At 70.4% G+C, this 25,735-nt stretch carries 41 protein-coding genes; 31 read left to right on the top strand and 10 right to left on the bottom strand.

Translation table 11 applies throughout. From position 1 onward, the window contains the following. Window positions 1-519: 519 nt before the first annotated feature. The gene (locus OZ403_RS10715; RefSeq protein WP_268784942.1) at window positions 520-681 is read right to left on the bottom strand and encodes a hypothetical protein; all 162 of its coding nucleotides are present in this window, start codon (window positions 679-681) and stop codon (window positions 520-522) included. Between OZ403_RS10715 and OZ403_RS10710 the strand changes: the two genes are divergently transcribed. The 15 genes from OZ403_RS10710 to OZ403_RS10640 all read left to right on the top strand — a co-directional run bounded on the left by OZ403_RS10710 (window position 617) and on the right by OZ403_RS10640 (window position 9,167). Beyond that, window positions 617-988: a transposase gene (locus OZ403_RS10710; RefSeq protein WP_268784862.1), complete on the top strand. Its 372-nt coding sequence runs from the start codon at window positions 617-619 to the stop codon at window positions 986-988. The genes OZ403_RS10715 and OZ403_RS10710 overlap by 65 nt on opposite strands. Window positions 989-1,456: 468 nt before the next feature. Beyond that, entirely contained in the window at window positions 1,457-1,699 is a 243-nt protein-coding gene (locus OZ403_RS10705; RefSeq protein WP_268784118.1) for a hypothetical protein, read from the top strand. Window positions 1,700-1,786: 87 nt separating this feature from the next. Continuing rightward, window positions 1,787-2,449 (top strand): hypothetical protein, encoded by a 663-nt coding sequence (locus tag OZ403_RS10700; RefSeq protein WP_268784117.1) that lies wholly within the window; start codon window positions 1,787-1,789, stop codon window positions 2,447-2,449. A 106-nt stretch (window positions 2,450-2,555) separates the two neighbouring features. Further along, entirely contained in the window at window positions 2,556-2,924 is a 369-nt protein-coding gene (locus OZ403_RS10695; RefSeq protein ID WP_268784116.1) for a hypothetical protein, read from the top strand. Next, window positions 2,924-3,742: a hypothetical protein gene (locus tag OZ403_RS10690; RefSeq protein WP_268784115.1), complete on the top strand. Its 819-nt coding sequence runs from the start codon at window positions 2,924-2,926 to the stop codon at window positions 3,740-3,742. Before OZ403_RS10695 ends, OZ403_RS10690 begins: the two co-directional genes overlap by 1 nt. Beyond that, window positions 3,739-4,104, top strand: a complete 366-nt coding sequence (locus OZ403_RS10685) for a hypothetical protein (protein ID WP_268784114.1) — start codon at window positions 3,739-3,741, stop codon at window positions 4,102-4,104. The genes OZ403_RS10690 and OZ403_RS10685 overlap by 4 nt, the downstream gene beginning before the upstream one ends. Further along, window positions 4,101-4,307: a hypothetical protein gene (locus OZ403_RS10680; protein ID WP_268784113.1), complete on the top strand. Its 207-nt coding sequence runs from the start codon at window positions 4,101-4,103 to the stop codon at window positions 4,305-4,307. Before OZ403_RS10685 ends, OZ403_RS10680 begins: the two co-directional genes overlap by 4 nt. Beyond that, entirely contained in the window at window positions 4,304-4,774 is a 471-nt protein-coding gene (locus OZ403_RS10675; protein ID WP_268784112.1) for a DUF6884 domain-containing protein, read from the top strand. Before OZ403_RS10680 ends, OZ403_RS10675 begins: the two co-directional genes overlap by 4 nt. A 217-nt stretch (window positions 4,775-4,991) precedes the next feature. Continuing rightward, entirely contained in the window at window positions 4,992-5,738 is a 747-nt protein-coding gene (locus OZ403_RS10670; protein ID WP_268784111.1) for a hypothetical protein, read from the top strand. Beyond that, entirely contained in the window at window positions 5,735-6,931 is a 1,197-nt protein-coding gene (locus tag OZ403_RS10665) for a DNA adenine methylase (RefSeq protein WP_268784110.1), read from the top strand. Before OZ403_RS10670 ends, OZ403_RS10665 begins: the two co-directional genes overlap by 4 nt. Continuing rightward, on the top strand, window positions 6,928-7,215 hold the full coding sequence (locus OZ403_RS10660; protein WP_140854784.1) for a hypothetical protein: 288 nt from the start codon (window positions 6,928-6,930) through the stop codon (window positions 7,213-7,215). Before OZ403_RS10665 ends, OZ403_RS10660 begins: the two co-directional genes overlap by 4 nt. Window positions 7,216-7,218: 3 nt before the next feature. Further along, window positions 7,219-8,376, top strand: coding sequence for a hypothetical protein (locus OZ403_RS10655; RefSeq protein ID WP_268784109.1), 1,158 nt, complete (start codon window positions 7,219-7,221; stop codon window positions 8,374-8,376). A gap of 70 nt (window positions 8,377-8,446) precedes the next feature. Further along, on the top strand, window positions 8,447-8,773 hold the full coding sequence (locus OZ403_RS10650) for a hypothetical protein (protein WP_140854780.1): 327 nt from the start codon (window positions 8,447-8,449) through the stop codon (window positions 8,771-8,773). Continuing rightward, window positions 8,770-8,979: a hypothetical protein gene (locus OZ403_RS10645; RefSeq protein WP_140854778.1), complete on the top strand. Its 210-nt coding sequence runs from the start codon at window positions 8,770-8,772 to the stop codon at window positions 8,977-8,979. The genes OZ403_RS10650 and OZ403_RS10645 overlap by 4 nt, the downstream gene beginning before the upstream one ends. Then, window positions 8,976-9,167, top strand: coding sequence for a questin oxidase family protein (locus tag OZ403_RS10640; protein ID WP_140854776.1), 192 nt, complete (start codon window positions 8,976-8,978; stop codon window positions 9,165-9,167). The genes OZ403_RS10645 and OZ403_RS10640 overlap by 4 nt, the downstream gene beginning before the upstream one ends. Before the next feature lie 294 nt (window positions 9,168-9,461). Here the strand turns inward: OZ403_RS10640 and OZ403_RS10635 are convergent, their stop codons facing one another. Beyond that, window positions 9,462-10,442, bottom strand: coding sequence for a hypothetical protein (locus tag OZ403_RS10635; RefSeq protein WP_268784108.1), 981 nt, complete (start codon window positions 10,440-10,442; stop codon window positions 9,462-9,464). Beyond that, window positions 10,439-10,996: a RusA family crossover junction endodeoxyribonuclease gene (locus tag OZ403_RS10630; protein ID WP_268784107.1), complete on the bottom strand. Its 558-nt coding sequence runs from the start codon at window positions 10,994-10,996 to the stop codon at window positions 10,439-10,441. The genes OZ403_RS10635 and OZ403_RS10630 overlap by 4 nt, the downstream gene beginning before the upstream one ends. 250 nt (window positions 10,997-11,246) lie before the next feature. On the opposite strand from OZ403_RS10630, the gene OZ403_RS10625 reads away from it, so the two are divergent. The 4 genes from OZ403_RS10625 (at window position 11,247) to OZ403_RS10610 (ending at window position 13,088) form a co-directional block, all read left to right on the top strand. Continuing rightward, the gene (locus OZ403_RS10625; protein WP_268784106.1) at window positions 11,247-11,591 is read left to right on the top strand and encodes a hypothetical protein; all 345 of its coding nucleotides are present in this window, start codon (window positions 11,247-11,249) and stop codon (window positions 11,589-11,591) included. A gap of 22 nt (window positions 11,592-11,613) precedes the next feature. Next, window positions 11,614-11,832, top strand: coding sequence for a hypothetical protein (locus tag OZ403_RS10620; protein ID WP_268784105.1), 219 nt, complete (start codon window positions 11,614-11,616; stop codon window positions 11,830-11,832). 155 nt (window positions 11,833-11,987) lie between these two features. Then, window positions 11,988-12,617, top strand: a complete 630-nt coding sequence (locus OZ403_RS10615; protein ID WP_268784104.1) for a hypothetical protein — start codon at window positions 11,988-11,990, stop codon at window positions 12,615-12,617. A gap of 51 nt (window positions 12,618-12,668) precedes the next feature. Continuing rightward, window positions 12,669-13,088 carry a hypothetical protein gene (locus tag OZ403_RS10610; RefSeq protein WP_140862471.1) on the top strand — a complete coding sequence of 140 codons (420 nt, stop codon included), beginning with the start codon at window positions 12,669-12,671 and terminating at the stop codon, window positions 13,086-13,088. A gap of 86 nt (window positions 13,089-13,174) precedes the next feature. On the opposite strand, the gene OZ403_RS10605 is transcribed toward OZ403_RS10610, so the two are convergent. The 7 genes from OZ403_RS10605 to OZ403_RS10575 all read right to left on the bottom strand — a co-directional run bounded on the left by OZ403_RS10605 (window position 13,175) and on the right by OZ403_RS10575 (window position 16,133). Further along, entirely contained in the window at window positions 13,175-13,387 is a 213-nt protein-coding gene (locus tag OZ403_RS10605) for a hypothetical protein (protein ID WP_268784103.1), read from the bottom strand. A 2-nt stretch (window positions 13,388-13,389) separates the two neighbouring features. Further along, window positions 13,390-13,929, bottom strand: coding sequence for a hypothetical protein (locus tag OZ403_RS10600; RefSeq protein WP_268784102.1), 540 nt, complete (start codon window positions 13,927-13,929; stop codon window positions 13,390-13,392). A 54-nt stretch (window positions 13,930-13,983) separates the two neighbouring features. Next, complete coding sequence (locus tag OZ403_RS10595; protein ID WP_268784101.1) at window positions 13,984-14,451, bottom strand: NlpC/P60 family protein; 468 nt, start codon at window positions 14,449-14,451, stop codon at window positions 13,984-13,986. Window positions 14,452-14,495: 44 nt separating this feature from the next. Further along, window positions 14,496-14,774: a hypothetical protein gene (locus OZ403_RS10590; protein WP_140862466.1), complete on the bottom strand. Its 279-nt coding sequence runs from the start codon at window positions 14,772-14,774 to the stop codon at window positions 14,496-14,498. Window positions 14,775-14,809: 35 nt separating this feature from the next. After that, on the bottom strand, window positions 14,810-15,133 hold the full coding sequence (locus tag OZ403_RS10585; protein ID WP_268784100.1) for a hypothetical protein: 324 nt from the start codon (window positions 15,131-15,133) through the stop codon (window positions 14,810-14,812). Between the two features lie 94 nt (window positions 15,134-15,227). After that, entirely contained in the window at window positions 15,228-15,662 is a 435-nt protein-coding gene (locus OZ403_RS10580) for a hypothetical protein (RefSeq protein ID WP_268784099.1), read from the bottom strand. 21 nt (window positions 15,663-15,683) lie between these two features. After that, window positions 15,684-16,133, bottom strand: a complete 450-nt coding sequence (locus tag OZ403_RS10575; RefSeq protein ID WP_268784098.1) for a response regulator — start codon at window positions 16,131-16,133, stop codon at window positions 15,684-15,686. 331 nt (window positions 16,134-16,464) lie between these two features. On the opposite strand from OZ403_RS10575, the gene OZ403_RS10570 reads away from it, so the two are divergent. From OZ403_RS10570 to OZ403_RS10515, 12 genes are all read left to right on the top strand, one after another. Next, window positions 16,465-17,241 (top strand): hypothetical protein, encoded by a 777-nt coding sequence (locus OZ403_RS10570; protein ID WP_268784097.1) that lies wholly within the window; start codon window positions 16,465-16,467, stop codon window positions 17,239-17,241. A gap of 21 nt (window positions 17,242-17,262) precedes the next feature. Then, a complete protein-coding gene (locus tag OZ403_RS10565; protein ID WP_268784096.1) occupies window positions 17,263-17,859 on the top strand; it encodes a hypothetical protein in 597 nt (198 codons plus the stop codon). Further along, window positions 17,849-19,357, top strand: coding sequence for a terminase large subunit domain-containing protein (locus tag OZ403_RS10560; RefSeq protein ID WP_268784095.1), 1,509 nt, complete (start codon window positions 17,849-17,851; stop codon window positions 19,355-19,357). The genes OZ403_RS10565 and OZ403_RS10560 overlap by 11 nt, the downstream gene beginning before the upstream one ends. An 18-nt stretch (window positions 19,358-19,375) precedes the next feature. Then, a complete protein-coding gene (locus OZ403_RS10555; RefSeq protein WP_268784094.1) occupies window positions 19,376-20,731 on the top strand; it encodes a phage portal protein in 1,356 nt (451 codons plus the stop codon). A gap of 18 nt (window positions 20,732-20,749) precedes the next feature. Further along, the gene (locus OZ403_RS10550; protein ID WP_268784093.1) at window positions 20,750-21,676 is read left to right on the top strand and encodes an HK97 family phage prohead protease; all 927 of its coding nucleotides are present in this window, start codon (window positions 20,750-20,752) and stop codon (window positions 21,674-21,676) included. A gap of 65 nt (window positions 21,677-21,741) precedes the next feature. After that, the gene (locus OZ403_RS10545) at window positions 21,742-22,917 is read left to right on the top strand and encodes a phage major capsid protein (RefSeq protein ID WP_268784092.1); all 1,176 of its coding nucleotides are present in this window, start codon (window positions 21,742-21,744) and stop codon (window positions 22,915-22,917) included. 66 nt (window positions 22,918-22,983) lie between these two features. Further along, on the top strand, window positions 22,984-23,418 hold the full coding sequence (locus OZ403_RS10540) for a hypothetical protein (RefSeq protein WP_268784091.1): 435 nt from the start codon (window positions 22,984-22,986) through the stop codon (window positions 23,416-23,418). 12 nt (window positions 23,419-23,430) lie between these two features. Continuing rightward, complete coding sequence (locus tag OZ403_RS10535) at window positions 23,431-24,078, top strand: hypothetical protein (RefSeq protein WP_268784089.1); 648 nt, start codon at window positions 23,431-23,433, stop codon at window positions 24,076-24,078. A 5-nt stretch (window positions 24,079-24,083) separates the two neighbouring features. Then, the gene (locus OZ403_RS10530) at window positions 24,084-24,398 is read left to right on the top strand and encodes a hypothetical protein (RefSeq protein WP_268784088.1); all 315 of its coding nucleotides are present in this window, start codon (window positions 24,084-24,086) and stop codon (window positions 24,396-24,398) included. After that, entirely contained in the window at window positions 24,395-24,799 is a 405-nt protein-coding gene (locus tag OZ403_RS10525) for a hypothetical protein (protein WP_268784087.1), read from the top strand. Before OZ403_RS10530 ends, OZ403_RS10525 begins: the two co-directional genes overlap by 4 nt. Before the next feature lie 20 nt (window positions 24,800-24,819). Further along, a complete protein-coding gene (locus tag OZ403_RS10520) occupies window positions 24,820-25,269 on the top strand; it encodes a hypothetical protein (protein WP_140854731.1) in 450 nt (149 codons plus the stop codon). Between the two features lie 11 nt (window positions 25,270-25,280). Further along, a complete protein-coding gene (locus OZ403_RS10515) occupies window positions 25,281-25,709 on the top strand; it encodes a phage tail tube protein (protein ID WP_140862451.1) in 429 nt (142 codons plus the stop codon). The last annotated feature ends 26 nt before the right edge of the window (window positions 25,710-25,735 follow it).

Below are 25,735 nucleotides of genomic sequence, written 5' to 3'. Positions count from 1 at the left end.
AACACAGAGGCTTTCCGTCCTCCTTCGGCCGTCCGCACGTCGCACACAGCGTCAACTCCCCGGCCTGGTCCGCCTTCCAGTGCTCGTAGCAGAGCTTAAAGCCCTTCCGCGACACCTCGACGTCACAACCTTCGACGTGACAGACATCCATCGCGCACCGGCCTCCGTCAGCTGCGCTCAACTGCTGCACCAACTATCAACCTACCCAAATGCTCGTCAACGTCAGGCCCATCACCTTGCGCGTCACCCGCTTCGGTGGCTCTTCCGCACTTCATGTGGTGTCCCTCGAAGCAATGGGCAGATGCGGCAGACGGCCAGCAGGGCGAATACACCCTGGGAATGGAAACGCTGCACTCCCTTCCTGGCTGTCGCGTGGAGCGGGTGACGCCCAGCGGGGTGTGAGAACGCATGTGAACTCTGGGGGGAGATTCGCGCCCAGGGCTTTCGTGGCACCTCACGTCAGGTTCACCATTGGCTCCAAACGCGACGGGCCGTTCCGCCTCGCTTCGGCGCACGCAACTACCCCGGCGGCAATGGGTGGTCGCCGGGCACGCCCCCCGACGCGCTCGCCTCGCCGAAGCAATTGGCGTGGCTGTGCGTGAAGCGGCCCTCCGAGCTGGCCTCCACGGAGGCCGCGACGTTGGCGCGCATCGAGCAGGACGAGGAAGCCGCGCGTGTCATCGCATTGACTCGGCAATTCTGTGAACTCGTGCGCTCACGGCGCATCGCACGTAGAGCGGAGCCAACGAAGTCTTGTAGGCCCTTTGAAACGTGGCTGGGTAAGGCTCGCACGTGCCGTGTGCGCGCAATGGAAACTTTTGCGAAGGGACTCGAACAGGACGGCGATGCCGTCCGGGCCGCGCTGACGTCTCCCTGGAGTAACGCCCAGGCCGAGGACCAAATCACGAAGCTCAAGCTCCTCAAGCGTCAGATGTATGGCCGCGCCAGCTTCGACCTGCTGCGTCGTCGCGTGCTGCTCACCATCTGAGCCTACGGTCCACACGAAGTGCGGGAGAGCCACGGAAGCGGGTGACGCACGATGCGGCGTGCTGCGCTCAAGGTCATCCAGGAGTTGATGGGCCACGCGACCATCGAGCTGACCATGAGGTACGCACGTGTCGCCCGAGGAGCGGGAGCGCGCGGCGCAGGAGTTGAATCTGCCCAGCCCCGCCGCATTGGGTTAGCGACGACAGAGGGGCACACTGCGAGCACCTGAGGCCATGCGCCCAAACAAAAAGCCCAGCAACCTCTCGGCTGCTGGGCTTCTCACTCAGTGGAGGCGGCGGGAATCGAACCCGCGCTTTCCCGAGGAGGGCGACCCTCCCTCAGAGTTGGCCCCGTCTGGATACACTCTCAATCACGCCATTCAGCACCATGTTGGCCCAAAGCGACGTAGCAACGTAGCAGTCGCTCCCCTGCCTCCCTGTCCGCCGAGGTCGCCGAGTACCGGCGCAAGGTGCCGCCCCAAGAGGGCTGCCGCGCCTGCGCGGGAAGCTTCAAGCGCGTCCGGCAGGCCTGCCTCTATCACTCCATCGGTGCCGCGGTTGCAGAGGTGCGCGAGCTGCGCGCCCGCGTCGCGGACGCCGGACGGGAGTCCGAGTCCCAGGACGCAGCTAGCAAGACTGAGGGTGCCGCTGGCGCCCCGAAGAAGCACTCCACGGTGAAGGCACGGGGACGCGCGACGAGCGCGACGGACTGACACGCGGTCCGTCGCGCCGTCCTGACCCGGCACGGAACCCCAGACCGGGACCCATGCAGTGCCAACCCCCAACACCTGGAGTCCTCCATGAAGCGATTCACGCTGCTGCTGTGCAGTCTCGCCGTCGTCGGCTGCTCCGGCCCCGAACAGTACGAACGCGGCGTTCGTCCCATCACCCCGCGCGCACCGACGTTTCAGCCGCACCAGGATGCGCCCCACCGCGTTGGGCAGCCGGGGCACCGTGACCACCCGGGCGTCCAGCGCGGCACGGACACGCGTCACTTCCAGCCGCGCCGTGACGGCCGGCCCCAGATGATGGCCAGCGACAACGACAGCGCACGCGCCATCCGCCTGCTGCTGTCTGAGGACGCGCCGCCCGCCTACGACGGGCTCGCCGACTCGGCGCACCAGCGCTGCTGGAACGACGTCCTCGGCATCTTCCGGCAGGACTCCAGCATCTACAGCCTGTCGAGTGAGGATGTGCGCTGCATCCGTCTCCTCACCTACTACCACTGTGGCAGCAGGCACCTTGAGGCGGCGGAGTCTGGGCAGTCCGGCTTCCTCAACGCATTCCCGGGCCGATACGACTCAGACAAATTCGAGGCCGCCACCATGGACCGGGCGGCGCGGAAGGTCTGCGGCGGCCGGGACCGCAAGTACATGACGGACCGGGCCCTGGACGTGTCCCACGCCGCAAGGCGCTACGGCGATGACGTCCTCGGGTGGCGCCGTCCGAGCGCCCCCAACTAGCAGCCCCTCGCCGGGCGCGAGTGCACCGCCCCGCTGGCCAGTCGCACCGCCCCGCTGGCCAGTCGCGCCAGCGGGGCCCACGCCACCACCACACCGGAGACTCACCATGCTGGTAGCCAGCAAGCTCAAGCTTCAGGACGGGCTTCCGCCCGTCACCCTCTCCACCGACAAGGGCCCCGTGACGGTGCCGTGCGTCTTCCGCGAGCGGGGCGTCGTCATCGCGCGCCTCGACTTCGAGAGCGGCACCGAGTTCAGCGTTTCGCACGAGCCCTCTGGCGACAAGTTCGCCCCGTACCTGCGGAACGGTGCTCACGCCCTCGCGCTTGCAGCCGGACTCCTCCACCTGCCCGTGGATTGGAGCCAGGACGCGGACGCGGTGAAGGCGCAGATTCGGGGCCTGAGCGAGGCGCAGCGCGGCCTCCTCGCGTGCATCGGCGCCGGCCGCATCCTCTTCACGCCCATGGGGGTGGCGTGATGAGCACTCCCTTGACGGCAGAGAAGCTGGCCGCCATCCGCGAGCGCCACGCTGCGGCGACGAAGGGCCCCTGGCGGTGGTTCGGCTGGCTCTCGTCTGCAGACGTCGTGCTGCAGGCTGCGGACTGGGAGGAGGTCATGTCCTTCGCCCACATGGGGAGGTGGGCTCAGCCGTGTTTCACCGTGGAGAGCCGCGCACGCCGGCTCACGGACCTCGTCACCCCTGGTGCCATCGCGGGCAGTGAGCCCGTCACCGACATCAACCACCCCGACGCGAGGTTCATCGCCGCCTCCTGGGAGGACGTGCGGGACCTGCTCGCCCACGTGGCCACGCTGGAGGCGGCACTCGAAGACGAGACTCGCAAGTACAAGACGGCGTGGACGACGCTGACGAACACACAGGCGACCCTGCGCGCCGCCGAGGCCCGCGTGAAGGCGTTGGACGCGCAGTTCCGGGCGACGGAGCGAGAGAAGCGCGCCGTCGAGGAGCACGCGGCGAAGCTGGCGGCGCGGCTGGAGGATGCCGACGAAGCTCTGGCTGCGGCTGACGAGCAGTATAGGCGCGCCCCCACCCCGCCCCCGGGGCTGCTGGACCTCCTGGGCGATTTCCTGTCCACGCTCGCCTCCACTCCGCGCAATCCCTACCCGTCCGAGGACGACCCGCGCGCGGCCGGGTGGGCGGACGCGATGGACGCCGTGCGTGAAGGCGCCAACGAACTGGGCGGTGCCTTCAATGCAGCGCGTGCTGGCGTTGCCCCGACGCCGGTGCCCACCGTGCCGGCGCTGGTGGAGCGCGCCGGGAAGGACGGTGCGCAATGAGCGCCGCCCTGCACCAGGCCCAACGCCCCCGGAAGCTGACGGCCCCTGCTGGCGCGTTCGGCGCCTACGGCTGGAGGCACCTCACGACGCGCCAGCGTGACGTGTTCAAACGGCCGCGCACCATGGCCACCCTCCTGGAGCTGGTGCGCGAGCGGCCCCGCGGCGCGTGCTGCATCTGCTGGCGGGACATGAGCCGCATCCTGGCCGGCCGCGACGAAGCTGCCTGCGCGCGGCGCGATGGTGGCGGCTCCCCGTACTGCCAGCTCTTCGTCCGCGCCTGCCTCGACGAAGTAGCTGAGCGCCGCGAGGCCGCGAAGGCCTCCATCCTCGCCGAGCTGGAAGCGGCAGGAGGTGTCCATTGAGCGCCTTCACCAGCATCACCGGACGAGGCCCGCTGGGGCACGTCGTCACCCTCCGCGCGCGCGACGTCGAGGTGGAGTCGCACGCTTCCACGCGGCAGACGGCCGAGGAGGACGCAGCCCTCGCCCTCACGCGCGAGTTGCGCCGCCAGGACAGGGCCCATGCCCGCGGTGTCCACCGCACGCTGAGCCGGAGGTGGCCATGAGTGAGCCGCTCCGAATCGGGCTCGTTGGGTGCGGCAAGGCGAAGCTCGAGCACGCCGCGCCTGCCGGGCAGCTCTACACCGGCCGCCTCTTCCGTGGCGCCGTGCAGGTGGCCACCGCGCGATGCGGCCCGAACGTCATGGTGCTGAGCGCCAAGCACGGGCTCGTGCCGCTTGAAGTGTGCGTTGAGCCGTACGAGCTGTCGCTGCTCCGACTTTCGCGGGAGGAGCGCCGGCAGTGGGGCGAGCTGGTCATCAACGAGCTGGAGTGGCGCTTCATCGGCGTTGAAGAGGCCGAGCTCGTTGTCTTCGCCGGCGCCCCCTACGTGGATGCGCTTCGCCCGCACCTCCGCGAGGGATGGACGCTGACGGAACCGCTCGCCGGACTCCAGATAGGTGAGCGCCTGGCGTGGCTCGCCCGGGAGCGCACCGCCCTCGCCGACCGCGAAGCGGCAGGCGGTGTCCAGTGAGCGCGCGCGCCATTGAGGTGACCGTGCTGTCCCCGGGCGGCGATGTCCTCGGCAGGTGGATGGGCACGCCCACCAACTCCCTCTGGAGGGCCAGAGGCCAGACGCCCCACCTCACGGTGCACGGTGCGGCGCGGCCGTGCGAACGCCACGGCGAGGGCTGGGCGCTTCGTCTCCGCGAGGGGGAGCGCATCCCCAAGAACAACGCGAGGACTCGACTGTGACCGCCCCCCTCGGAGGCCCGTACCGCTACACGCGCGCCGGGCGCGGCGTGTTCCACCTCCCGCTCGAGCGGCCCTGGACATGGGCGCTAACCCACCACGGCATGTGGTCGGTGTTCGTCGCGGACACGGAGCCCGCGCGTCAGGGCGTCCCGGCCCGGCGACACCCGTTGCACCCGCCGCGCGAGCTGCTCGGCTGCTGGCTCGCCATCTACGCGACGCGCGACTACGACGCCGACGCAGTCCGCTGGCTGCGCGAGGCGCACGGACTGGAGGCTCCCGCCGGCGACGTGCTGCCGGCCGGTGCCTACGTGGCCGTGGCTCGATTGGCCGAGGTGTCCACGGTAGGGAACGACTACCGGGCGTTCGGCCGCGATGCATGGTGGGCGCCGAAGCGCGCGCCTTACTGCCGCGGGACCATCGCGTGGTGGTTGGAGGAGCTACAGCCCCTGGAGCCGCTGGTCGCGGCCCCTGCCAAGCGCCTGACGCCAGTGGACCCGGGGTTGGTGCCGGAGCTGCGCGAGCGCATGCGCCTGGCCCGTGACGGCATCTGGCGCCCGGAGGTGTACGCGGCGCCGACGTCGGTGCCCTTCCCGGCCCCGAGCCGTGAGCGGGCACCTGCGCCAACTCCGCCGCCCCCGCCCATGCCGCGTGTCGTGGACGACCGCCCGGTCCCGCCGATGCTCGCTAACCCCGAACAGTACGGACTCTTCAGCATGCGCGCCGCCTCCGAGGAGGCAGCATGAGAGCGCCCTTCCCATGGTTCGGGGGCAAATCCCGTGCTGCCCACCTCGTGTGGGAGGCCTTCGGCGACATCGGCAACTACGTGGAGCCATTCGCCAGCTCCCTAGCAGTGTTGCTGGCCCGGCCCACCGCGCCTGGCGTGGAGACCGTCAACGACCTGGACTGCTACCTCGCCAACTTCTGGCGGGCGCTCGCGGCGGCACCGGACGAGGTGGCGCACCACGCGGACTGGCCCGTCAACGAGGCAGACCTGCACGCGCGCCACCGCTGGCTGGTGGCCCAGGCCGACTTCCGCGCGCGCATGCGCCAGGACGCGGACTTCTACGACGCGAAGGTGGCCGGCTGGTGGGTGTGGGGCATCTGCCAGTGGATTGGCAGTGGCTGGTGCGCCCAGCCCTCCTGGGAGGCCCAGGACGCCGCCGGCGCCGAGAAGACGTGCGGCATCGCGACAGCGGAGTACGCCAAGCGGCCGATGCTCGACAAGCCGGGCCGGGGCGTCCACCAACTCGCCGTGCGCGGGAAGGCGACGTCCGAGCACGAGCAGCGCCCACACCTGACGGACGGCATCGGCGTGCATGCGCAGCGCCTGCGCGACCTGGGGCGAGCGTCGGAGTGGGGCAAGCGCCCGAGCCTGGGCCGCGGTGGGCGGGGCGTGCACGGCCTGTCGAACCAGATGCCGCTGGTCCGGGGCGACAGTGGCGCATCGGGCATGGGCATCCACGCCACCGGGAAGCAGGGCGGGCTCCACGCGTGGATGCAGGCCCTGGCGGACCGGCTGCGCTACGTGCGCGTCTGCTGTGGAGACTGGAGCCGCATCCTCTCGCCCAACGTCACGGAGCGCATCGGCGTGACGGGCGTGCTGCTGGACCCGCCGTACTCCGACGCCGCGGGGCGGGACCCGAGCATCTACGCCGAGGAGGACCTGCAGGTGGCCCATCGCGTCCGCGAGTGGGCGCTGGCAAACGGCGACAACCCCCGCCTGCGCATTGCCCTGTGTGGTTACGAGGGCGAGCACAAGATGCCCACCACCTGGCGCTGTGTCGCGTGGAAGGCCCCGGGCGGGTATGCGGCCGCGCGCGGGAACCACGAGAACGCTCTGCGTGAGCGCATCTGGTTCAGCCCTGGCTGCCTGGCCCCGGCGGAGGACCCGCTCCACGGGCTGCCGCTGGCCCGCGTCGTAGGAGGTGCCCGGTGAGCCTCTGCCTGCGCATGCGCGCCACCACGTGCGCTGAGTGCGGCGCCGTCCAACTCGGTGACGTCGTCACCGACGAGGGCCTCCTCACCTTCCACGGCGCCACCGCCGCGGGACTCGCCGTCCGCGCGCGCTACCCCGGCCCGTGGCCCACCTGCCGCCATGGCTACGGCTGGCGCTCCGACTGCCGGAACCGCCCGGTGCCTCCGTCGTGCTGCGTCCATCCGCCCTGCTCCCTGACGCCCCCTTCCATCAACACCCCGTCCGACACCCACGAGGAGCCATAGCCCATGGACGCCCGCGGTCTTCCCTGGTTCAAGTTCCGAAGCTCGGCCCCCGAGGAGTACGCGGTGCATGCCCTGTGCGCCCAGCTCGGCGCCGAGTCCGACGCCTACCTCTATCGTCTCTGGGCCTACTGCGGCCGGGAGCGCATCGACGGCCGCTTCGCCGGGCCCGGCGCAGCCCTGGCCGTGGAGCGCGCCGTACGCTGGCGCGGGCGCCGCAACAAGCTCGTGGAAGCGCTGCTCGCCGTGGGGCTGCTGCTCCTGGAGGGCGAGTCCCTCGTGGTGGCCAAGTGGATGGAGGAACAGGGCGCCTACGTAAGAAAGGTGCTCAGCGACCGCGCGAAGCCGGACGGGAGGACGCACGACGACAGCGAGGCCCCCGCCAATTCCCCGCGCGAATCCCTCCAAACTCCCGCGCGGGAGGACGGCGGGGAGAAGGGAGAAGGGAGAAGGGAGACGAAGTCTCCAGGACGTAAGGCGGAGAAGACAACGCCGCCTGGGCGCGTCACCGAGGCGCCCCAGCCACCGCCCCTCAAGGCTCCCGCCAGCGCTCCGCGAGGGATTTCAGCGGGAGACACCGGGGAGGAGTCCCTCCCGGACGGCGTCAACCGGGTGCACCTGGCCGTGAAGGGCGTGCCCTACGACTGGCGCCCTGGGCGGGATGACCCGGCCGGCCGCGAGTTGCTGTCCCGCGGCAGCGTCGCGGAGGTGCTGCGCCGGCTGGAGAACGGGCTCCAGGCCCGCTTCAAGCAACGGGTCGACACCCTTCCGGACCTCGTGCGGCGCTGGGAAGCCAACGCCACCCCCGAGCACCGCAACGACGCAGGGCAGGCTCCCGGCGCCGTGCGCAGGGCGGACGCCTCCGTGGGGCGGGGCGAAGTCCGCGCGGTGCCGCTGCCGGACACCCCGGCCGGCCGCGCCTGGGGACAGGTGCTGGACGTCATGCGCCGGGATGGATTCGGCTATGGCGCCGAGCAGCTCGCCGCCTGGGCCCAGCCGGTGAGCACTAACGGCCGCGAGCTGCTTGTGGAGCTGGCCGACAGCTACGCCATGCGGTGGCTCGCGGAGGACGGCTACGAGGCCGCGTTCAAGGAGCGCGCCCACGCCCTCGGCATCACCCTCCGCTTCGTCGTCGCGCAGCCCGCCCCTGTCCTCGCTTCGTAGCCCTCCCCTTCCGGCCGGCGTGTGCGCGCCACGTCGGCCCTCTCATCACGCGCGCATGGAGGCAGCCCACATGATTCGGGTCCTGGAGAAGCTCGTGCAGTTCGTTGCCGTGAAAGAAGCGCAGGCCAAGCAGTCGTATGAGCAGTTCCGCGCGGCGCTCGGCAACGTGGCCCTGCCGCCGTGGGAGGAGTTGCCCGGCACCGCCAGGCGCACCTGGCTCGCCGCGACGCATGCGGCGGACCAGCGTGCCGACATCGCCGAGGGAATGGCCAACCTCCTGCGCGCCGAGCGTGATGATGCGAAGCAGGAGTGCGCCCTCCTGCGCGAGAAGCTGGAGGCCGCGCGGCGCGAGCTGCACCTGCTGCGCGAGCATGCGCCTGCGGAGGGCTCGGCGTGACGGCGCCCCGTCGCTGTCCCGGGTGCGGCGTGGAGCTGGTGCCGGGTGACGACGGCAGGCTGGAGTGCCGGAGCGGGCAGCACCCGGACGAGGAGCTCCCGCGCATCTACTGGCCGGGGCGGAACGGCCGCGTGGTCCCTGGCTGCCGGGACTCAAGCGCCGTGCGCAGGGTGTGGCAAGACGACGACGAGGAGAAGCGTGCGTGAGCCAGCTGATGCACATCGTGGCGTGGGCGGTGGTAATGACGGGCACACTCGTCATCCTCGCCGCCTGCACGTGGCTGTCCGTGGTGGCCCTGCGCGTGGTGTTGACTTGGGCCGGCTGGTGGCCGGCCTTCCTCGCCTTCTACGCGCAGCGGCGCAGGGCGAGCCGTAGAGAGGACTCGCGCAGGTGAGACGTCACATGCACCGCGCGCAGCTCACCGCCCAAACCTTCCGATGGCGGCCCCGGAAGGACTTCTCGCCGCGCAAGGTGAGGCTACCTTCGCGCGGTGGCACGTGCGCGCCGCACTGGCACCTCCCGGCCCGGAGGTTCGGCCGGCGCCCACCGTCCGCCCCTCGGCACGCGGCCTCGAGGTGGCGCATGCCCGCCGCCGCCTCGTACCAGCACAACTCCCCGCGGAGGATGCGCCCGCCGCACCCTGCCGCGGTGCAGGTGCCCGGCTTCTTCGCTGTAATGACAGGCACGGCTATTCCCCCGCCAGCAGCGCCAACTGCCCAGGCTGGCCACGTCGGGCCGGCTGGGCATGCCGGGCCGAGGCCACGCGCAGGCGGCGCAGCTCGCCACGCATCGGCAGGGCGGCAGGCTCCGGCTCGGGGCACTCGACACCGAGTTCCGCGCGCAGCTTCGCCAGCCCAGCGTCACGCAGGCGGCGCACCTGGGCCTGCGTGAGCCGCAACTCCACGGCCAGCGTCCTCTCCGTGGCTTCCTGTCCACCGGGCCTGCCCAGGCCCATGCATGCCTGCACCACCTGGCGCTCCAGCCGCGGCAACCTGTAGAGCGCCCACAACACCCGCTCGCGCTGCGCCACCAGCGCCAGGCGCTCGGCAGTGCTGTCCACCAGCGACAACAGCACCTCCGTGCGCGCCGCCAGCCCGCGGTGCCCTCTGTCACTGGAGGCGTCCCGGCACTCGGCGCCGGCATCGCGGGAGGACAGCACCTCTTCCAGCGACAGGGGCTTGGCCACCGAGCCCTCGCCCAGGGCGCGCGCCGTCTCCGCGTCCAGGCCCTGGCGACGCAGCACGGACGACACCTCCACGCCCTCGGCCGCCGCCGTGCGCTTCGCGCGCTTCACCGCCTTGCGTGCGTGGTCCGTCAGGTGGACGGGGCTTGCCCAGGTGAGCGCCGCCGCCTGCATCGCCTGACGCCCCAGCTTCATGGCCCAGGCAGGGTACGCGCTGCGCCCTGCCCCAGCCGCCCCCGGCCGGAAGGGATGGGCGCGCTGGCGCTTCAGCACCGCGAGCAGCCCCTCCTGCACCAGGTCATCCACGGGCAACCGCCACGCCCGCGCCACCTGCCGAGCCACACGCACCAGGTGAGGCCGCACCAACTCGGCGAGGCGCGACTCCACGCGCCGGGCTTCGAGGCCACCGGCGGGCACCTCCAACAAGCGGTACAGCAGCGCCTCCATCTCCAGCGCGGCGGACAGCTTCGCGTCCCGGGCCTTCACTCCACACCCCCGCGGCGGACCGCAGGCGTCACCCGGAGCCGCCCCAGCACCTTCGCGGCCCGGTTGCGCGCCAGCGTCGCCCGCCGCTTCCGGGCCTGCTCGGCACGGCGGGCCCGCTCGGCCTCCACCTCCGCCGGCGTGGCCCACTCCTGGCCCTCCAGCACCAACTCCACGCGGGCCGCCTTGCCGTGCGCCCCGTCCGCGAAGGCCACGTCTCGGTAGCGCCGCACCTGGTTGTCGTTGAGGTACGCCACCAGCTCGAGCGCGTCTTCCAGCACCTTCAGCCGGTTGCCGAGGTCGCACTTCTGCAACGTGGGCGGGTACAGCGTGGCCGACAGCACCACGGGGCCCTTGAGGGCGCGCTGGCCCACGTGGGAGTCCGCCACCTCCTCCTTGTACTCCTTGCCCTCGTCACTGACGTGCGGCGTGGTGCCCCTGTCGCTGCGCCAGTAGCGGTTGCCCGAGGGCGGCCATGGAAGGGAGAGGCGCACCTCGGCGAGAGGTGGCGTGGTGCTGGGGGACTGAGGTGTGGCGGCTGGAAGGTGGCTGTGCATCGGCCGGGCTCCAACCCCGAACGCGCGCGCGCAGGGGGCGGTATACTGGTGGCCCCCAGCGGCGCTTTCCCGGTGTCCCTGGCACTCGCGGGCTCGGCCGTTCGCACCGGCCGGGCCCGTCCTCTTCCGACAGCCAATAGAAGGGGCGGCCCATAGCGCATGCGCGCGCGGCGGTTCGTGTTCCGCGCCCTCATTCGAGGCGCCGAAACCGGAACCTGGACGCAGCGCGCGCGGCAGGTAGAAGGACGCCGTGCCCACCCACGACAAGAGGAAGACGCGCCCGGAGCGCCGCAAGGCCGCCGCCGGAAGCACCGTCCGCCTTGAGGGACTGCACGTCTCCCATGCTGCATGGGCCCGCCTGGAGGCACTCGTCGCGCAGCTCGTCCGCGCGGGCATCCCCCGCGCGCACCGGAGCGGCGCCCTGGACATGCTCGTCCTCTACCCCGAGGTGGCTGCCCTGGTGCTGGCCGGCGGCTGCCGCGTCTCCTGGTGCGCCACGTGCGGCGCCTGGCTGCCCACGGCCCGGGACGCCCTCGCCCACCAAGACGAGCAGCGCGAGCACGTGCTGCAGGGCTTCCTCGTGCCGCCCGCCTGACGCGCGCCCCTTTTCTCTGGGCATGCGTCGAGACATTCCGCCCGCACAGACTGCCGAGCAGCTCCGCCGCAAGCGCGTGAGGGACGACTACGCCCGCTCCCTGCGCCAGCTTCGCGGCGAGCCCGAAGCCCCCGCCCCTGCCCCGCGCGTCATCCCTCCCGGGGAGCGCTGCACCTGTGGCGGTCCGCTGATGCTCATGGGGCGCCGGTACATCTGCGAGCTGGGCACGCACGACGGCTGAAGTGTCGTGGTGGAGGCAGACACCAGGCGCGGCTTCTCGCCTGCCGCCACCACACCCGCTGGGCACCGCAACCGCAAAGCAGGAAAACAAGATTGTCATGACTTTGCGTTTGTCCTATATGGACTCCAATTCCTGAGTTCGAGCAGGAGGGGTCCATGTCAGCAGTGCGGTTGGGACGCATCGCGGCGCTCAGCGTGGCTATCGGCTGTGCCGGTGCCCCTGAGCCGAGCGGTACGCGGGACTATTGGCGCTCAGGCCCCCATGTCTACGTCCGTGGGCCCTGGAAAGCCGTCACCCCGTCGTCCGACGTAGACGAGGTCATCGACCAGCTCTGCCCAGCCGTCATGAAGCTAGAGAACGCGACGGATGGCGACTACGGGCAGGAGTACTGCGGCGCCATCTACTCACTCGGAGACGGCGTCTACTACGCCAGCGCGGCCTCACCGTTGGGCAAGCCCGTGCCCGTTGGCCCCGCGAAGCTGAAGAAGTGCATCCCTCCGCGCTACGTCGTCGACGCCAGGGGCCGGGCGATTGTGCTCGGGGACTTCCACAGCCACCCATGGTCCCCCTCGCCGATGTCGGAGACGGACCGACTGAAAGCGACGCAAATCTGGAGCATCCGCATCCAGTTCGACCGCACCTGCACCATCACCAAATTCGTGCCGAATCTCGGCAGCGAGCAACCTGGCGAGGTCTATCTCCGACAACGCAAGCGATGGAAGCTGGTAGGCATCATCAAGGAAGAGGACAAGCGCCTCGGGGTCGTCACCGCGGTGGATGACTGAGGGATGAGCGTGTCGATGCACATCCGGAATCGTGGCCCGCACGGAGGCCCCATGAAGCGCGTTCTGTTGCCCCTTCTCTGCATGCTCCCGGCATGCGCCCTGTTCCAGAAGCCCCCACGCCCAGTCCACGCCCCACCGGAAGAGGCTGCGACCGTCGAAGTCCCGCTCGCGTTTCCGACCGAGGGGCGACAGGTCATCAGCGGCACCACCCTTCGCGCCATCCAGCTCGCCATGGACGACTTCCTGCCCTGGGACCGGAAGCTGCCCAGCGACGCCACGCCGCTCTACGAGTGCCTCAACCGCCGCGAGTCCTACGAGGTCGTAACGGCACCCGCCTCAGATGGCGTCGTGCTCGTCAGCATCATCCCGAACCCGGATGCATGCGACATCGCCACGGCCCCCATCCTGGACGTGGGTGCCACCTATGCGGTTGATGTGAAAGGCTGGCGCATCCTCGCGGTGCGGCTGTAGTCGCGGACTCCCCCGAACCCTGCACGGCGAATGCCGCGCTGACGCAACACGGCCCGCTCCAGTCGCCTGGGGCGGGCCGTGGCACTTCACCAGCCGAACGTGTAACGGGCCCCGATGCCGGCCATCCGCTCACGTGCGTTGGCCTCACCGAAGGCGAATAGCCCGAGGTCCGACCGGAGCCGAGCCCCCGCTTCCAGGCGCGCGTAGGCGCCGGAGAGCGAGGACACGCCGGCCTGGGCCTCCAGGTAGCCGCTCCTCACCGGCACATCGGAGAGGACACGGGAGAGCCCCGCGGACACTGCTACCCGCGGGGCGTCGAAGGGACCGGGAGCACCCCGCCCAGGCCCGAGCTGGTGATGGTGTGCGCCACGGCCAGGGCATCCGCGTCCCTGGCCTGCGACGCCTTCAGTGCGGCCTTCTGCTCGCCGTGGATGGCGCTGAAGGACAGCTGCACCACCGCCTGCTCGTGCGGCTTGAGCGGGCGCCAACCGTTGGCGCGCATCCACTCGTCCACCGCCTGGAGTCCGCGGGCCGCCTTCGACAGGGTCGTGTTGCCCGGGTTCTCGGCCGACCAGTCCTCCACGATGTTGAAGGCGTGGTGCGCGGCCAGGGCGATGCGTCGCTTGCGCCGCTCGTCGAGCCAATCCTTGCCGAAGATGAATCCGACGCCCGCGACGATGGCGCCCAGGACCGTGAGAATCCCGGTCGGCGTGAACACGGACGCGATGATGGTGTCGAGGATGCCGCCCGCCGCGGCCCCGGTGGCCTGGGCCAGCGCCACAGGTGCCGCGAGGAGGACGCCGAGGGCGGCGGAGAGGCAAAGGGTCTTGCGGTGCTTCATGGGTGCTCCTGGGGGACTGCGAGTTGACAGCCCCCAGGAGAAGAGGCGCTCACCTCACGAAGTGAAGGGCAGGCGGAAGACGCCGTCCATGCGCCGGGCCCGGTAGTCGAGGCTGCTGAAGGCCTTCACGCGGGCGTCGTCGCGAGCTGCGTCGGCCAGGGTGCGCGTCGCGCTGCCGCCGCCGGAGGCGCCCACCACGACGCCGACTCCGAAGCCCACCACCACCATCACATGCTCCGGCTTCGTCGGCTCGCCCAGCCGGTGGTAGAGCACCAGGTCGCCAGGAAGCACCAGGTCGCCCAGTCTCAGGCGAGCGCACTCCGTCCAGAGGCGGCCCGTGTGGTGCGTCGCGCGCCAGTCGGGCCCGCCGACCTCGCGCAGGGCCCACGTCACCAAGCCGGAGCAGTCGAAGACGCGCTGCCCCGTGGAAGGGTCGCGCTCCCCCTTCCCGCCCCACCGGTAGGGCGCGTGCATTTGAGACAGGACGGTGGAGAGAAACCGGGCTCGCTGCGACATGGACATGCTGACTCCCGAGGGCGAAGGGTTGCCCCCGGGAGAAGCGGCGCTCAGGACTCGTAAGCAGCCGCGATGGACGGGAAGACGCGCGCGGCGGCGAGCCAGCCGGCACGCACCAGCACGGAGCACTCGCGGAACGGCGGTAACAGGGCCCCCGTCACCGCCGAGCGCCCGTCCGTCACGGCGCCATACGACAGGTACATGCGCTCGGCCGTGTCGAGGTGCGCGGGGTTTGCGGTGGCGAGGGCTCGCTCCGCGGCGGCCACGAGCTCCGGCGCGGGCGAGTAGGCAGGGGCGGACGGCTTCGACTGGGCAGGTGCGTGCGACATGGGGCACTCCTTCAGTGGTGCTACGGGTGAAAGGCTCATGGGCGCGGCCGGAACACAGCGGGGCGCGGCTCCTCGTTCAGGCGCAGCAGCAGCCCCTTCATCTCGGAGAGGTCGGAGCGGATGCCGGTGACCACCCCGTCCATGCGCTCCTGCCGCAGCTCTGTGGCATGCAGGGACTTGCCCTGGGCCTGCTGGTTCGCGCGCAGCTCCAGCACGTCCTGGGAGAGGCGCGTCACCACGCCGTAGGTGACACCTGCGCTGAAGGCGGCGATGACGAAGCTGCCGGTGAGCGACAACGTCAACGTGGTGGTGGAGGACAGAGGTCGATGGGGTTCGGGCTGGGGGGGCGGGGAGGTCATGCCCCGTCAGAAGGGGTGCCGACGAAAGGGAGCCGCGGGCAGCCACACCCCAGCGGGCGTCCGCACAGGCGACACCGGGGAGCACGCTTCACCCTCATGGCGCGTCCGCTCCCCAGAAGTCGTCGCACTTTCCCCGGGCCACGCAGGTCGGGTCCTCGCACTTCGGGCAGGTGACTGCGCTCAACGGTTCCGCATGGTCATGCTTGCCCCCGGACAGCGACTCCAAGACGCGAGGACCGGGCGGTGGCGGCAGCGTCGGGAAGGCAGCCCGGAGAAACGCCCCCGCCGCCCCGTCCGCTGGCGTCACGACTTCGAGGCGGCGCCACAGGATGCGGAGCGCGTGCTCCACGTTGGCGCGCTCGACGGCCGCATCCGTCTGGGCGGCCTTGCACGCCTGCGCATCCTCCTGCGCATCAACCAACGCCTCGTGCATCGCGAGGCGAGCCCACGCGGCGGCCTGGAGGCGGCGGCAGACGACGAAGAGCACCACGGTGAGGACGAGGGCGACGACGGCGAGCAGGACGGTCATGCCCGCGAGAAGGGGCGTGACTCAGTGGGCGGCCGCGAGCCCGGGACGAGGGCAGTGCTCGGCAATCCCGGCAAGTATCGTGTCGAGGTCTGCCGGCTTGAGCATCATGCCGACTATCCCGTCAGGACGCGGTACGTGGTGCATCGCCGTCAGCACCAGGACCGGCAAACCCAAGAGGCGGGGGGCCGCCCGAAGAAGGGACAGGAATTCAAAGCCATCCGCGGTCGGCATGGCCAAATCGAGCAGAATCAGACAGGGCGTCCGCAGTGACGACACGAGCTCGAATCCCTCCTGCCCATCACCGGCGACGTGGACCAAATACCCCTCTGCGGCCAGCACCTCGCAGAGCACATCCCGAAAGTCAGCGCTGTCATCGATGACCACGACACAGCCACGGTTTGCCATCAGCAGTCCCCCTCTTGGGTCAGTGCGACGCAGCCAGTCATAGGGTGGCCGGAGCATGATGCCCATGTGCCGTGGTCCCCGCTCCTCGACTGTGTCTGGCACGCATCACGCCACACAGGCACACACCACGTCATTACAGTGCGACTGGACTCAGGTACGGGTACCCCGGGGTGGGAAACTGGGGAGTTGGGCCCAAAACGTGATTGCTCGGCGCGCACCAATCCAGGCACACGAATTTCCCAGGAATTTCCCCGGAAACTCCTAGACGACCCCCCATTTTTTTGGACCCCTCGGGTTCCTGGCGGGCCGCTGGCGCGCGTTCACTATTCGCGAGGGCGCTCGGGCGTTGGCGCGCTCACGTCGCATGGTGGGCCGCTGGCGCCCCTTCTGAGGGGGCATGACCAACACCACCCCCGAGTCTGAGTCGCAGTCCGTCTCTCCCCTTCTCCAGCGCGCCGAGGTGGAGTTGCGCGGCCAGGAGTTCATCCGCGGGGAGGCGCTTCCCAATGGCCTTCGCCTCACCGGGCGGAAGTCGCTCCTCGGCCGGACTGCCTTCCTCACGGAGGACGATGTTCGCCATGCGCGCGAGCAGCGCGCCCACCGGGCGCACAGTGACGGCCTGCGCGACGCCGCGATGTGGGCGCTCATCAAGGCTCCGGAGCCGAGGACGGCCGAGGCGCGCACCGAGTCCTGCCCCGCGCTCCAGTCCCTCGCGGACCACCTGCGCGGCCCCGCCGACTTCTGCGCCCAGGCACAGGGCAGCGGACTAGCGCTCTTCGCCGTCGGCTCGTCGCGCACCGCCTACCTGAGCGAGATGGTCGCGAACGCGGCCGTGCGTCGAGGAGGGATTGACGAACTGACGCGCCAGGCGAGGGCTGCTCTCGGCCTCGACGGCAAGGCCCCCATCGCCCATGTCAGCATCGAGGCCAGCATCGACACGAGCCAGGTGCATGCCGCCGCCAGTGAGTTGGGCGCGGCCGTGGCGGACCTGGAGGAGAAGCTCGACTCCAGGGCCGGCCAGCTCGCCGTCCTGCTCGCCGTCATCCCCGCCGTCTCAGGGGCAGTGGCCTCCATCCCCTCGGTGGGAACCGCGGAGGCGGAGCACGAGGTCGCTGCGACGCACCTGGTGGCGCTCGTGGAGAAGGCGCGGAAGCTCGCGCTCGGCGCCGAGTAGTCGGCACCCCTTCTACGGGGCGTGGCCCGGCACAAAGACTACGAACCCGAAGACGAGCCGGCCGAGGTGCTGGGTCTGGACCCGCTCGCGACGTACCGGCCCCTCAAGCAGCGGGGCCCGGCGAGCACCCTCACGGAGCCGCTGGGCCTCGCTCTCTGCCGCCACATCGCCGCCGGCCGCTTCCTCCGCGACGCGGCTGTCCTCGCGGGCACGAATGAGGGCGTGGTGCAGGGGTGGCTGCGCCGCGGGCGCGAGCACATCGACGCCGGCGAGGAGTCCCTCTACACCTGGTTCGTCATGGAGTACGAGGGCGCCGCAGCACACTTCCGCCGCGCGCTCGAAGAGCTGGTACTCACCAACATCGCCAACCGCCAGCTCCTGGAGAAGTTCATCCGCTGGCGCCTGTCGCTGAGCGACCCGAAGCACTACACCCTGCCGCGCACGGCGCCGGCAGCGCCCGCGGCGGACGGGCTCTTCGAGTTGGTGAAGCCCGAGGAGGCCGAGACGTCGCTGCTCGCGAAGGTGCGCCTCTTCCTGGCGGACGAGGAGAAGCGGCTGGCGGACGAGGAGAAGCGGAAGGAGCCGCCCCCCGAGCCCGAGGCTGACGATGAGTCGTAAGGCCTCCGTCACCGCGAAGAGCAACCCGCTCGCCGGGCTGCCCATCATCAACTCCGAGACGCACGGTCGCCACTCGATGCTGGACCGCGTGGCCCTCGCGCTTCAGCGCCGGTACGGCGCCGTCACGGGCCTGGCCGCGCCACTGGGACTCACCCAGCAGGAGCTGGTGGCGCTCCACTACTACACCGACCTGAGCTTGCGGCCGGCGCAGCTCCCGCCGGACATGCTGGAGGAGAAGTACGCCCGCTGGCGCACCTGGTTCCTCCTCGGGGGACGCGGTGCTGGGAAGACGCACGCAGGTGCGGCGGCCGTCGTCCGTGAGGCTCGGGCGGACCCCGAGGCGCGCATCCTCATCGTCGGGCCGACCGTCACCGAAATTGTGAAGAACCAGATTGAGGGGCCGTCCGGCATCCTCAAGCTGGCGCCGCCGTGGTTCCGTCCCGAGCATCGGAAGAGCAAGAAGCAGCTCGTCTTCCCCGGCGGAGTGGTCGCCGACTACCTGTCGGCGTCGGACGCCGACAAGTTCCGCGGCTACGGCTACACCTTCGAGTGGTTGGACGAGGTGGTTGCGTGGCGCAATGACCCGGTGGCCGTCTTCACGGAGTGCGGCCGCGTGGCGCGCGGCATGTCCACGCGAATGCGCAAGCTGGGCCTCTCACCGCGCAAGGTCATCACCACCACGCCCGCGCCCACCGAGCTCTTCCGCGAAATCCTCAAGGACCGGGAGGGCCTCGTCATCTCCCGCTCCAGCACCATGGAGAACGCCGTGGTGCTGGGCGAGGCATACATCCGCCAGGCGCGGGCAGTGGCGCACAGCACCGCGGGGCGACGCGAGTACGGCGGCGAGCTGGAGTTCGACTTGGACCCGGCGATGTTCGGCGGGGTGGACTGGACCAAGTCGTTCATCCACCCGAAGAAGCGCCCGAAGGAGTTCGACCTCATCGTCGTGTCGGTGGACCCGGCCACGGGCGAAAAGAAGGGGGCCGACATGCACGGCATCGTCGTGGTGGGTATCCGGCAGGAGAGTGACGGCCTGGACCACGTCTACGTGCTCGCCGACCTCTCCATGCGCAGTCCCGAGCCCAGCAAGTGGGCCAAGGAGGCCGTCAACGCCCTTCGTGCATGGGAGCCCTTCGCGAAGCGCTCATGGATTTTCGCCGAGACAAACACCGGCGGGCCCATGGTGAAGCACACCATCCACAGCATCGCGGACGTGCCCGTGAAGACAGCACGGGCGAAGCAGTCAAAGGCAACGCGGGCATCGCCCGTCTCGGCCTACGCAGAGTCGGGCTACGTCCACATGGTGGGCAGGCACAAGAAGCTCGAGGAGCAGTTGGGCAAGTTCACCGGCGCCGAGGGCGGCCACGCGCGCGACGACCGCGTGGATGCCATGTGCTGGCCAATCTACAAGTACGTCGTGAAGCGCCGAAAGAACGCGGGCGCGGCCGAGCGTGCCCAGGCCGGGGCGGCGCAAGAGGATGACGACGACGACGAGTAGCCGCCCCTTCTCGGGGCCATGGCCTCTCTCCTCCGCCGCGTGATGAAAGCCCTGGGCATGCTGCCCACCACCCGGGGCCCCCTCGTCCATGCCATCCCCGTCTTCTCGTTCGGTCCGCGCCGGGGCAGCCGGGAGGTACTCATCGCCTACCGCGAAAACGGATGGCTGCGCGCCGTCGTCGACACGGTAGCCGACGCCGTCGCGACGCCCCAGTGGCGGGCCTACAAGCGCGTGAGCTTCGAGGGCGTGAAGCACTACGACAAACGCTGGACGTCCGGCGTGCGCGACGTACGGCGCAAGGCCCTGGAGGAAGCCACCCAGGACGGCGAGCTGGTGGAGCTGCCCGAGCACGAGGTGCTGCGCGTGCTGGAATCACCGCATCCCGAGTACCCCGGCCGCGAGCTGCGCAAGCTGCTCCAGGTTCACCTGGACCTGGTGGGCGAGACGTTCATGTGGTTGCGCTTGGGCCAGGACGGGCGGCCCGTGGGCTGGGAGCCGGTGCCCCCGCATTGCGTCCACATGACGCCCCAGCCCGGCCGCCCCCACTTCGCACTCTCCTACGGCCAGTTCTCCGGGTACGTGCCCGCCTCCTCCATGCTGTGGCCCAAGCACCTCGACCCGGAGAATCCCCTCGGCCGCGGCGTTGGGCGCGGCACCTCCCTCGGGGACGAGCTCGACACCATGGAGGCCATCGGCAAGGCGACGAAGTCCACGTTCGAGCGTGGCGGTCTGCCGCACGTCATCGTCGGCCTGGACTCGAAGGACGAGGACTTCGAGAGGGACGAAGCCGCCACCAACCTGGAGAAGCGCTTCAAGCAGGAGTTCGGCGGGCCCGAGAACGCGGGCAAGGTGTGGTTCACACCGGGCGGGGTGACGATGGCGGAGGTGGCCATCAACTACCGCGAGTTGCAGGCGGACGAGTTGGGGAAGTCCCTGCGCTCCTACGTGCGGCACGTATTCAACGTGCCACCGGAGTTGCTCGGCGACACCACCAGCAGCAACCGCTCCACGTCCGAGGCGGCCAAGTACCACCTGGCCGAGTACGCGGTGGCGCCACGGCTGGAGTTCCTGCGGGACTGGTTCCAACACCGCCTGGTTCCGCTCATCGATGCGGACGTGATTCTCGACTACGAGGACCCGCGGCCCCAGGAGTTCGAGCGGGTGTTCAGGGCGATGACGACGCCCATCATGGAGTCCTTCACCTTCAACGAGGTGCGCGAGTTCGCCGGCTACGAGGCACTGCCGGAGTTGGAGGGCAAGCGGCCCGCGCCGCTGCCGGGCCAAGGCGGCGGCGGAAACAACGCCGCGAGCGCATCCGCCAACGCTACCCCGGAGCCGCCCAGGGACAGGACGGGCGAGGAGGGACGCGTGTAGCCGCCCCTTCTCCAGGGCATGAAAAGCTACCGCAAGCTGTTGGAGTCGAAGCCCACCGAAGGCGCTGCCGGCCCGGTGTTCCGCATCACCTCCACCAACCTGGACAGGCACAAGGACCGGGTGCTCGCCATCAAGGCGAAGGGCGAAGAGTTCCGCGTCCCGCTGCTATGGAACCACGACAGCTGGAGCCCGGCCATCGGCTACGCGCGGTGCTTCCGTGAGGCCGGCGAGTGGGTGATGGCGCCCGCCTTCGACGAGGCCTGCGACACCTCGAAGATGGTGGCGGCCAAGGTGAAGGCCGGAACGCTGGACCAGTGCTCCATCCGCTTCGTCCCCTGCGAGACGGAGCCGGTGCCGAACAAGGACGGCGGCTACGACTTCCCGTTGGTCGAGGTGCTGGAAGTCTCCATCGTGAACATCGCCGGGAACCAGGACGCGGTGCGCCTGCGCTCCGCGGAGGCGGTGGACGAGGACGAGGAGAAGAAGTACCGCGCCGCCGGGCTGGCCTTCCGCGCGAAGGTGGAGGGCGAGCTGGCCGAGTTGAAGGCCGAGGTGAAGAAGCTGCACAAGCTGCTCCCCGACGAGGAGGAGAACGGCCTCGAGGAGGAAGAGCCGGAGCAGCCCGAGGTCGAGCCCGAAGAGGAAGAGCGCGAAGCCCCCGAGGACGAGGAGCGCGACGGCGCCGAGGCGTCCCCCGAGGAGGAGGAGCGCAACGGCGGCGAGGAGGACGAGCAGGCCCTCTCCGAGAACACCCCGGAGGAGGAGCCGAAGTCCGACGAGGAGCCCCCGGCCGAGGACGAGCAGGAGGACGAGGAGGAGCTTCCCGAAGAGGAGGCGAAGTCCCTGCGCGCCCAGGTGGTGAAGCACCTCGGCTTCACCCCGGCCCAGGCCAAGGCTCTCTCCCCTGCCGACTTGCGCGGCTACGTGGCGCTGCTGCCCGGCTGAGCGCCGCCCCTTCTGACTCGCTGAGCCCCCTTCCGCAGCACCCCACCCTTTTCGTTGGAGTCACCATGAAGACCAAGCCCACCCCGAAGTCCGGCACCGCCGCCGCCCCGGCCCTGCCGCCCCACCTCCAGCGCGCGGTGAATGTCGCCGTCGTGAAGGGCGTTGAGTCCGCCCTCGCCAGCCGCCCCAATGCGCCCCAGGCCCCCGTCACCAGCAACGCGAAGGACCTGCTCCTCGACATCCCGAAGGAGAAGCGCCTGTCCGCGGCGCTCGGATACCGCCTCAAGTCCGCCTACCTCGCCCGCGCCGAGCGGCACGGCAAGGCCGAGGGCATGGGCGAGCTGAAGAAGTTCATGGAGCGAGTGAAGGCGGCGGGCCTCTTCGCCGGCGTCTTCGAGCAGGGTGGCCTCTGGGCTCGCGAGACGTGGAGCTCGGAGCTGGTGGAGGTCCTGCGCCCGCGCTCCATCCTCCTGGCCGCTGGCGCCCGCACCATCGGCGATTACGGCGCCAAGCTGAACATGGGCACCCTGGGCCAGGGCGTCACCGTGTACTGGACGGCCGAGGGCAAGCCCACCCAGAAGTCCAACCCCACCGACGGCGCCATCAGCCTGGGCGCCCACAAGCTGATGGCTCTCGTGCCCATCAGCAACGACTTGCTGCGCCTGGGCAACATGGACGCCACCGCCGTCGCCGGCGAGGACATGGCCGCCGCCATCAGCCTGGAGGTGGACCTGGTGGGCATCAAGGGCAAGGGCCCGAAGAAGCCCAACGGCCTGCGCCAGCAGATGAAGAACGGCAACCGCACGCCAATCTCCGGCACCGAGTTGGAGAACAAGATTGCCGACGTGGACGGCCTGGTGGAAGCGGTGGACAGCGCCGAGGTGCCGGGCGGCCTGGAGGGCAACTCGGGCTTCTACTACATGAGCCCGAAGACCTACTTCCACTTGCGCGCGCAGCGCGACACGGCGGGCTGGGTGTGGCCGGAGCTGCGCGACTTGCGGGAGCCGCGCCTCAACGGCATGCCAGTCTTCCGCAGCACCACCCTCAACGAGGACCGCGTCATCGGCTTCGGCCTCGCGCAGCAGCTCATCCTCGGCGAGGCCGTGCCGCTGGAGGTGGAGGTCGGCGAGGACGGCGCGGACTTCTCCTCGGACATGGTGACGATGCGCGGCATCACCCAGGTGGACTGGCTGCTGCGCCACGCCGAGGCCTTCGCCGAGAAGACGGGCGTCACCTACTGACGCGCTCCGGGCCGGCGCCAGCACGCGGCCGGCCCGTTTCCCTCCACCCTCACGGAGTACTCACACATGCACCCTTCCAACACGCAAATCGGCCACCTCATCCACGCCGCCAACCAGGCCCTGCCCCCGGACCTCCAGGGCGCCGGCACGCGAAACGGCGCGGCCCTGGACGTCAGCCGCTACCAGTCGGGCGTCCTGGTGGCCAACGTCGGCGAAGTCGCCGGCGCGCCCACCGCCACCAGCGTCCGCTACACCGTCCAGACGAGCCCCAACGGCACGGACGGCTGGGTGCCGCTCAAGGACATGGACGACGCGGACGTCGTGCTCACCGTCACCGCGGCCGGCACCTGCGCCGAGAAGGACTTCAACCTCCAGTACGCGGACGTGGACCACTCCTTCCTCCGCGTCGTTGAGGTCATCGCCTTCACCGAGGGCACCACGCCCTCCGTCATGGCCGGCGCAACCCTCGTCTTCGGCGGCGGCCAGCGCCTGCCGCTGTGAGGTAACACGGCCATGCCCGCGCCCCAGGACTTGCTGACGGCCGCGATGCTCCACCCCGCCGCGCGTGTCGGGGTGGAGACGGAGCGGCTGGCCCTCTTCATCACCGCCGCGTCCGAAGCGGTGGCGTCCTATGTCGGCTATCCGCTGCACCGTCGCCTGGGCATGGTGGAGTCGGTGGCGGGCACGGGCGGGCCGTACCTCTGGCTGGCGGGCGGCGCCGTCCGCCAGGTGGTGCGCGTGGACGTGCGCGGCGTCGAGGTGGACGCCGCGTCCTACGCGGTGGAGTCGGCCCTCATGGGGCGGCTGGTGGCGCGCTCCTCGCGCTGGCCCTTCACCGGGAGCTGGACGACGGGCGTCTCCTCTACGCCTCTGGAGGCGCGCGACACGGGCGAGGTGGTTGTCACCTACGACGCGGGCTGGGTGACGCCGGGCCAGGCCGCGCTGGACTCCTCGCTGCAGGTGGACCTGCCGGCGGCCATCCAGCTCGCCGCGGTGGAGTCCGTGACGGCGGCCCTCTCGCGCGATGGCAAGCCCGGCGACGTGGCCTCGGAGAATATCGGCGGCACGTCCATGAGCTACTTCGCCGGCGAGGGCGGTGGCCGCGCCGCCCTCCCCTCCACCGCGAGGCAGATGCTCACGCCGTACCGGAGGATGCGCTGATGCTCATGGGCCACGCCTTGCGCCAGACGTTCTGGCTGGAGCGCCTCCTCGTCACCAACGCCCGCGGCGAGCACGAGTACTCCGAGCCGGAGCTGCACCCCTGCCGCTACGAGGGCGCCACCAAGCGGCTCGTCACCGCGGACGGAAGCGACCGCGTCTCCGAGGCCATCATGTGGACGCGGGTGGAGGTGAAGCCCGAGGACAGGGTGTACCCGCCCGGCACGTCTCCCGACGACTACAACGCCGGCCGGGAGCCCTTGCGGTGCAGTCCGCGCCACGCACTCTCCGGCACCGTGGACCACTACGAGGTGTACCTGTGACGCCCCGGGACGTGGAGCTCGAGCTGGCCGCGTACCTGGAGGCGGCCGGGCTGAGCCTGTCCACCACCAGCAACCCGCCCACCCTGTACCCCGGCCCCTTCCCGCTCAAGGCACCGCCGCGGATGGTCTGCCTCCGCTACACGGGCGGCGAGGCGGGCCTCTACCTGGGCACCAGGCGAGGTGTTCTGGCGGCTGACGTCCAGGTCATCGTGCGTGGGCCCCAGGCCAGCTACACGGCCACGCGCGACTTCGCGGCGCAGTGCTGGGCCACGCTGCACCTGGCGCGAGTGCCCGGCTACGTGGACGTGCAGTGCGAGGGCGCGGGCCCGCACTACATGGGCCTAGACGCGAGCGACTACCCGCGCTTCGTCTTCAACCTCGCGGCCCGCTACTCGGCCTGACGGCACCCCTTCTCAGGGGCATGCCCGTCCGCGTTCGCTTCGACCCCTCCCGCATTCTCGCGCTGCGCCGCAACGCGCAGGAGGTGCTGCGCAAGCTGGACGTGCCGCTGCACGACGCCGCCCGGCGCACGCTGGAGTTGAGCGCGCCCCTCGTGCCGCGCCGTCCGCCCGCTGAGCACGCCGACGCCCCCACCTCTGACGGCCCTCCTCTGCCGCCGCTGGCGGACACCGGCTTCGTCTCCGACGCCGCCTACAACATGACGAAGCGCCTCTCCGTGTCGCGCTCTGCTGGCTACGAGCATCCCCAAGCGGGGCCGATTCACGAGGGCGTCCACTGGGGCAAGGACATCGTCAACCCGCCGCCCCATTTCTTGAAGAAAGCCTTCCGCCGCTCCCGCTCCGTCGCTCGCAAGGGCGTCCAGCAGGTGCTGGCGGACTACCTCGCGCAGCTCAACTCCCGCTCCCGCTGAAAGGAATTGCCATGCCGGAACCCTCTGCCGCCTACGTCGATGCTCTCCACCTCGCGGCCACCGCCGACGCGGTGCCCTCCGAAGCGAACAAGCTGGAGGGCATCAACGAAGCCACCGTCACCTTCAGTGCCGACCAGGTGGACACCAACTACTTCGGCAGCGACGGCTACAAGCGCCGCAAGAAGACGCTGAAGGACTACACCATTCCCCTGTCCGGACACCTCTTCAAGGGCAGCGCGCCGCACGTGCTGCTGCGCAGCTCCTTCATGTCGGACACCGTCATCTACCTCCTCGTCATCGAGGACGCGGACGGCGACGAGGGCGAGCGCGGCTGGCGCTACCCGGTGACGGTGGACTCCTACGAGGAGGGGAAGTCCGTCGCCGACCTCATCACCCTCTCCGTCACCCTCAACGGCGCCGGCGCCCCCGTCGCGTACTGACGCAATCCCTCTCACCCGCACCACAG

The organism is Myxococcus sp. NMCA1 (assembly GCF_026810205.1).
GTDB lineage: Bacteria > Myxococcota > Myxococcia > Myxococcales > Myxococcaceae > Myxococcus > Myxococcus xanthus_A.
Note: the sequence above shows the minus strand (reverse complement) of the source record. Positions and strands in the feature narration are given on the sequence as shown.